We start from the raw sequence: 6,964 nt of genomic DNA on the forward strand, positions 1-6,964 counted from the left end.
ATCTCCTCCTTGCACCTGCGAAATTCCCCTCACCTTCGAAATTCCGCCCTACCCTGCCACGCTCCTTCGAAATTCCCATCTACCCTTCGCCACACCTTCGAAAATCCACTCCACCCTTTCCCCAGCCTGCGAAATTCCTCCCAGCCCTGCGACCCTCCTTCGAAATTCCCGTCTTCCCTTCGCCACACCTTCGAAAATCGAAATTGCACCAGCCTCGTCCCAAAACGGTCACACCGCTGGATCGGAACAATAAGTCTACGTGTCATTGCGAGAAGGGCTTCACTTTGTGAAGCCCGACGAAGCAATCCCGATGAGTGGTGTTTGCAGCTTTGTCCCGAGGGTGACCGAAGGGAACCGCAGGGGAAGGGAGCATCAGCGAAGGATCTGCTTGTGCTAGATTGCTTCGTCGCTGACGCTCCTCGCAATGACACCTTTCTTGCGATTGGTAGGGGATCAGGGGAAGACAGATTCTTCGTCGGCCTCGCGGGCTCCTCCCCGTAGAACGGGTGATGGGATTTTCGTAATTTCGGTGGTGTCGTGGGTAGGGAATTTCGCAATTTCTGGTGAGAGCGAGCAGCTAATGGGCCAAAAATCTCTTGAACAAGCCCCCTTTTCCTGCTATCTTCTTATGTCTGAAATTTCAGGAGGCAAGATCCTATGGTAATGAAGGTCTTAAGAAAGCGGATGCGAATAGTCATCTGGATAGCTGCTATAGCATTCATATCCCTGATATTTCTTGCATGGGGCATGGACGTCACCAGAAGGACCCCTGGCGGCATGCTCCAAAGGGGTATTGTTGCGAAGGTTAACGGCAAGATAATTAGAACCACGACCTACAGGGAGGCTTTGAGAGATGCCCTCATAAACGCCAGGAATGAGACTGGAGATTACGCTGACCCTCTCACCTCGGCATTGATCGAAGAGAGGGTGTTCGAGCAGATTGTCCAAGAGCACTTGCTGCATGAGGAGATCGCGAAACGCGGCCTATGGTCTTCAAATGCAGAGGTACTCTCCTTCATGAAGAATGTCCCACCAGAACAACTCAGGTCTGATTCCAGCCTTATCACAGATGGTGAGTTTGACTTCGAAAAATACAGAGCGCTTTTTCGTAATCCGGCCAACCTTCCCTGGCTCCTCGAATACGAAAGGTTCGTGAGACAAGCGCTTCCCAAGCAGAAGCTTATCCTCACCATTCAGTCGGCTGCGAGGCTGACAAACCTGGAGGTGACCGATGCTTTCACCCAGCAGCAAGCCAAGGTGAAGCTCCGATACATACTGGTAACTCCTGAAAGGGGGGGAAAGGACATCGAGCTGACCGACGATGAGGTGTTTCAGTATTACGAGAGAAATGCTGAGAGTTTCAGAATGCCTATGACAGTAAAGCTATCCTTTGCCCATTTTCCGACAAGCCCTTCTCCATCCGATTCTGCTGAAGCGAAACAGGATATCCATGAAATATACGATGAACTGAGGGCGGGAGCCAAATTTAATGACCTTGCCAGCCAGGTCTCTCAAGATCGTCTAACTGCAGAGAATGGCGGCCTTGTTGGGTGGATCAAGAAGGGAGAAACCACAAAGACCTTCGAGGATGTTGCCTTTTCGACTAGGGCGGGTCGGATTTCAAGACCGTTCCTTTCTGATTTCGGATGGCACATAATAAAAGTTGAATCGAAAAGGGCAAACAGCGTCAATGTCCGTCACATCCTTGTTAGAGTTGCCGCGAGTGAAGTAACGATTGAAAGCGCCAGGGAAGCTGGCCTTCTATTCAAGGAGGATGCAACTAGCATGGACTTTGAGGCCGCGGCGGCTTCGCATGGCCTCACCATTCAGGAGACGGTCCTCTCATCTAGTCGCACCATCTTTGTTCCCGGAATTGGCTATTCCAGAGTCATCAGGGATTTTGCCTTCAGTGCGAAGCCGGGCGCTTTGAGCAGAGTGGTGCCTACAGGGACGGGATTCTTTGTTGTACGCCTCGAGGAAAGGAAGGAGAGCCACATACCTGATTTCGAGGCAGTAGCGGATACTATCAGGCTACTGGCGCGCAACGAAAAACAGATGCTTCTTGCAGAGACCCTGGCCGATTCCGCAGGAGTATTGCTGGGCAAGGGCAAGTCAATGAAGCTGACTGCCAGGAAACTTAATCTAGAGTACGGTGTGACCAGGGAGTTTTCACCTGCAACTGCCTATCTGGATTACCCATTTGAACTCCTTGGCGCATCCGCGTTATTGAAAGATGACCAGACAAGCAGGCCAATCAAGACCGAAAAGGGCTACTACATAATCGAAGTGCTAAAAAGAATACCTCCTGATAAGGACGAGTTTGCTCAAGTTTCATCCGCACTCTCAGGTGAGCTCCTTCAATCGAAGCAGAGAAGAATTCTTAGTGAATGGATGGCTGATCTGAGGGAAAAAGCCGAGGTAATAGACTACCGCGGTCAGACGTACTAATCTTTCGATTCATGAATTCGATGACGAATTCATTTACTCAGGACAAGTGCTGAGTGAGCAACTTGGGGCAATGCCTCTTGAATCGAAGGTCACTGTTTCGCGAATCGAAGCACTAGTAGAGAGCGTCCGGCCCGGGCTCAGTCCAGACCGCTTCTAGACCTTCTTTTCAGGTTCGTCGTCCTTCTCCAGCTCCCGAGTTACATCCTTGATTGCATTCCTGAATTCTTTTAGCCCTTTGCCAAAGGACTTTCCAACTTCAGGAAGCCTCTTTGCGCCAAAAAGAAGAAGCACGACCAGGAACACGAGAAGGATTTCCTGCCACCCTATTGTTCCAAACATACTCTTTACCTCCTAACTTACTCCACAGTGACCGACTTTGCCAGATTCCTTGGCTTATCGACATCGCAATTCCTCTTCAGTGCGACGTAGTAAGCCAGAAGCTGTAGCGGAATTACTGTGAGAAGTGGTGAAATCGAGGGAAGCGTCTCTGGAACATATATCACATGATCTGCACTCTCACCAATCTCCCTATCCCCCTCCGTTGCTATGGCGATGACTCTTCCCCTTCGTGCTTTTACCTCAGCAATGTTGCTAAGCACCTTTTCATATACACCATCCCTTATGGCAATGAACACAACCGGCATGTTCTGATCTATCAGGGCAATAGGCCCGTGTTTCATCTCTGCTGCAGGATACCCCTCAGCATGTATGTATGATATCTCCTTCATCTTCAGAGCACCTTCCAAGGCGACGGGGAAGTTGTACCCTCTACCCAGGAAAAGGAAGTTGTTTACATCACAGTAGTCAGATGCAAGTTTTTCAATCTTCTCCTTTGAATCGAGTATCTTCGAAACCTGAGAAGGTATTTTCTGCAAAGCAGATATGAAGTTCCTTCCTTCTTGTGGCGAGAGACCCCTCATTCTGCCGAGAAGAAGAGATATCAAGGCGAGCACCATCACCTGCGAGGTAAAAGCCTTGGTTGATGCCACCCCTATCTCAGGCCCGGCGTGTATGTAGACTCCAGCGTCTGTTTCTCTTGCCACTGTCGAGCCCACAACATTTACAATTCCAAAGACAGGAGCTCCTCGTCTCTTAACCTCCCTCAGAGCGGCCAGAGTGTCCGTTGTCTCTCCAGACTGACTTATTGCAAACAGAAGCGTCTCTTCATCTATTATGGGACTCCTGTATCTCAACTCAGATGCGTACTCGACCTCCACCACGACCTCAGCGATCTCCTCAAGCATGTATTCGCCGATGAGTGCTGCGTGCCAAGCTGTACCACAAGCAGTCAGAATGATGCGTTTCACTCTCTGCAGCTGGTCAAGGTAGTCCGACAGTCCGCCAAGTCGTGCAGTCCACTCAAACTTGTCCAGTCTCCCTCTGAAAGCGTTTTTAAGTGTTTGGGGCTGCTCACAAATCTCTTTGAGCATGAAATGATCGTAACCACCCTTTTCTATCTCCCCAAGAGTCCACGTAACCTCGTGAATCTTCGGCTCAACTGCTTCTTCCTGCAATGTTGTCAACTGAACGCCTTCATCTGTAACGGAAGCCAGCTCACCGTCCTCGAGGTAGACCACTTGTTTCGTATGCCTCAATATCGCGGCCACGTCCGAGGCAACAATGTACTCAGAATCCCCGACTCCTACGACCAGTGGACTTCCGTTTCGGGCTGCCACTAGCTGCCTGGGGTTTTCGAGTGAAAGCACAACGATTCCGTATGTGCCCTCAACCTCGTTCAAAGCATACCTTACCGCCTCAAGCAGATCGCCATTGTAGTTCTCTTCAATGAGATGCGCGAGAACTTCAGTGTCAGTATCGGTTTTGAACGTGTGGCCCCTGTCCTCTAGCAGTCTCTTGAGAGCACGGTAGTTCTCTATGATGCCGTTGTGTGCAACAGCTATTCTATCTTTGCAGTCAGTGTGCGGGTGAGCGTTGGCGTCCGTTGGTTCACCATGAGTTGCCCAGCGGGTGTGTGCAATGCCGATTGTAGAGTTCGAGTTCATTTTTTCTGCAAGAGGTTCAAGCACTGCGACCTTACCCACCTTCTTCTCCAATGACATTTTCCCATTAGCGAGAATTGCAATGCCGGCAGAGTCATACCCTCTATACTCAAGCCGCCGCAACCCCTCCATGAGTATAGGAACGACACTGCTCTTACCAATGTAACCAACTATCCCGCACATAAACTTCTCCCTCTCCTTCTATCCATCCTTCCCATCCCCAGCACTATTTCTTCGCACTTTGCAATTCGTACTTCGTACTTCTTCCATCAGCTCGATATCAACCGTATTGCCTCCCCGGCAATGAGCCTCGCCTTCTGTTTGGTCTTCGCCTCAGCGATCACCCTGATGACTGGCTCTGTTCCCGACGGCCTGACGTGCAGCCAGGAGTCATCCCAGTCAATTCTGAAGCCATCATTCTTGTCCAGTTTACCCTTCTTGCGTAGTTTCTTCAGCTTCTTCACTACGCTCTTGAAGTCTCTGTTCTCGAGCGCCACCTTGCGTTTCTCCATGTGATACGAAGGAATCCCGGAAGCAAGCTTCCCTATTTTCTTCCCGGACTCAAGCATATATTGAAGAATGAGCACCATGGCCACCGCAGCATCGCGTGTGTGGCTAACAAGTGGAAGGATTACTCCTCCGTTCCCCTCTCCACCAATTATCGCTTTGACCTCCTTCATTCTGGCCACAACGTTTGCCTCACCTACAGGAGCACACTCCACCTCGATATTGAATTTCGCGACAACATCATGAACTGCCCTAGTGGTAGAATAGTTTACCACGACCGGGCCTTTCTGTTTGCTTAGAACGAACTCTGACGCAAGTGCCATTGTGTACTCTTCTCCGAGAGGCTTCCCTTCCTCAGTAACGACAGAGACTCTGTCACCATCCGGGTCAACAGCAAATCCGATATCCGCCCTCGCAGCAGTGACAAAGTTGGAAAGAGCTGAGATATTGCTTGCTCTAGGTTCAGGCTTTCTGGGAAAGGTTCCGTCGGGTTCGCAGAAAAGCCTCGCGCAGATGCATCCTAGATTCTCCAGAAGTGTTGGATAGGCTATTGAAGCCGAGCCGTTGACGCAGTCGATTGCTATCTTGAAGTTTCTCTCTTTGAGAGCAACTGGATCAATGAACGAGATGGATCTTATTCTGTCAATATGACGCTTGAGAGCGCCTGTGTCTCTGGCCTGTTTTCCACTTATCTTTCTTCCACTAAAGCTTTTGCCCACCATGGATTTTAGCCTATCTATCTCCTTGTTGTCCAGAAAAATCCCGTCATTGCTCACGAACTTCAGGCCATTGTACTCAATAGGGTTATGACTTGCAGTGACTATGATTCCACCATCTGCATGGAGCTCTTTCACGTTCAGAACAGCGGTGGGAGTCGGAACCATGTCCACGTCGATAACGTCACAGCCGAGTTCAGTAAAAGTGGCTATGAGAGTCCTGACGATGTCCCCCCCGGACGGCCTCGCATCTCTTGCGATAAGAACAGTGCCGTAGTCGATAAGTTCGGCAAAGGCTTCGGCATACTCTTGAGCGACATCCAGGGTGAAGCTCTCCCCCACTATCCCCCTCACCCCCGAAACACTGACTATTAGTCTATCCATCCTTTATTCTTCTGTGTCTCCTATCGCGGGAGCCGATGAGCGGGGTCGAACCGCTGACCTACGCATTACGAATGCGTTGCTCTACCACTGAGCTACATCGGCCTCTACATTTAAGATTGCAGATTTTAGATTTAAGATTGTCGTTTCAAGTCTCTGGTTATCGGTGCTATGTTGAGGGATATTCTACGATAAAAGGGCGCGTAGTGCAACGAGTTTCGCAATAGCGTACCTATCTTGCCCAAAACCTTGGAACCACAGATTAACACAGATTTCCACGAGATTGATTTTCTTGTTCGGGTTGAACGAAGACGGGCGAAGCCCGACGCGTCAGCCCGACGAAGCTAGGAACAGCGTAGTCGGGAAGCTAAGCAGAGCGGAGTCGCGGCCAGCCCGTCGCGAAGTCCCACGTAGCTCTGAAGAGCGAAGTGGGGAAGCTCGAGGGAATTGAGCGAAGACGGGTCATTCTGCCTGCCCCGTTCCACGGGGAGCGAAAGCGAAGAATCTGCTTTTCAGTTGTCCTTGTTCCAACCAGAGCAACAAAAGAGCAAAAGTGTCATTGCGGGCCAAATAGGTCCAGCTGAAAAAGAGCCACACTGTGGATAGACAGGGTAGGCTATTTTCATCGTGCCGCCCCGTTCCACGGGGAGGCAACGCCGAAGGACCTCCTGAATGCTTTTATGTCACTGGATGAGACATATTTGGTCCTTCGTCGGCGCTAGCCGATGGAGGACATGCCAGAGGCGGCGCGGCAATCTGAAACATCTCTGGGCCTTTATACCCTGGAGTAGCGCCCCCTGCCTGCCTCGTTTCACAAGGTCTCGATCCCGTCCCGTACCTCACAGCCGCTAACGGGCGCCTTTGTCAGAAAGTTGAAAATCCTTCGTGTGTTCGGAGGGTCGTGCACCGTCC

4 protein-coding genes and 1 tRNA gene are annotated in these 6,964 nt (G+C 50.6%); 1 reads left to right on the plus strand and 4 read right to left on the minus strand.

Annotated elements, in window-relative coordinates:
• The first annotated feature begins 657 nt into the window (after window positions 1–657).
• Window positions 658–2,448 (plus strand): hypothetical protein, encoded by a 1,791-nt coding sequence (locus E3J62_01470; GenBank protein TET47431.1) that lies wholly within the window; start codon window positions 658–660, stop codon window positions 2,446–2,448.
• 153 nt (window positions 2,449–2,601) lie between these two features.
• Here the strand turns inward: E3J62_01470 and tatA are convergent, their stop codons facing one another.
• From tatA to E3J62_01490, 4 genes are all read right to left on the minus strand, one after another.
• The gene (gene tatA / locus E3J62_01475; protein TET47432.1) at window positions 2,602–2,787 is read right to left on the minus strand and encodes a twin-arginine translocase TatA/TatE family subunit; all 186 of its coding nucleotides are present in this window, start codon (window positions 2,785–2,787) and stop codon (window positions 2,602–2,604) included.
• 17 nt (window positions 2,788–2,804) lie between these two features.
• Window positions 2,805–4,631: a glutamine--fructose-6-phosphate transaminase (isomerizing) gene (gene glmS, locus E3J62_01480; GenBank protein TET47433.1), complete on the minus strand. Its 1,827-nt coding sequence runs from the start codon at window positions 4,629–4,631 to the stop codon at window positions 2,805–2,807.
• An 86-nt stretch (window positions 4,632–4,717) separates the two neighbouring features.
• Window positions 4,718–6,055 carry a phosphoglucosamine mutase gene (glmM, locus tag E3J62_01485; protein TET47434.1) on the minus strand — a complete coding sequence of 446 codons (1,338 nt, stop codon included), beginning with the start codon at window positions 6,053–6,055 and terminating at the stop codon, window positions 4,718–4,720.
• Between the two features lie 27 nt (window positions 6,056–6,082).
• Window positions 6,083–6,157: transfer RNA gene (locus E3J62_01490), tRNA-Thr, on the minus strand.
• Window positions 6,158–6,964: the final 807 nt, after the last annotated feature.

It is taken from the genome of candidate division TA06 bacterium (assembly GCA_004376575.1).
Lineage (GTDB): Bacteria > Hydrothermota > DG-26 > E44-bin18 > E44-bin18 > E44-bin18.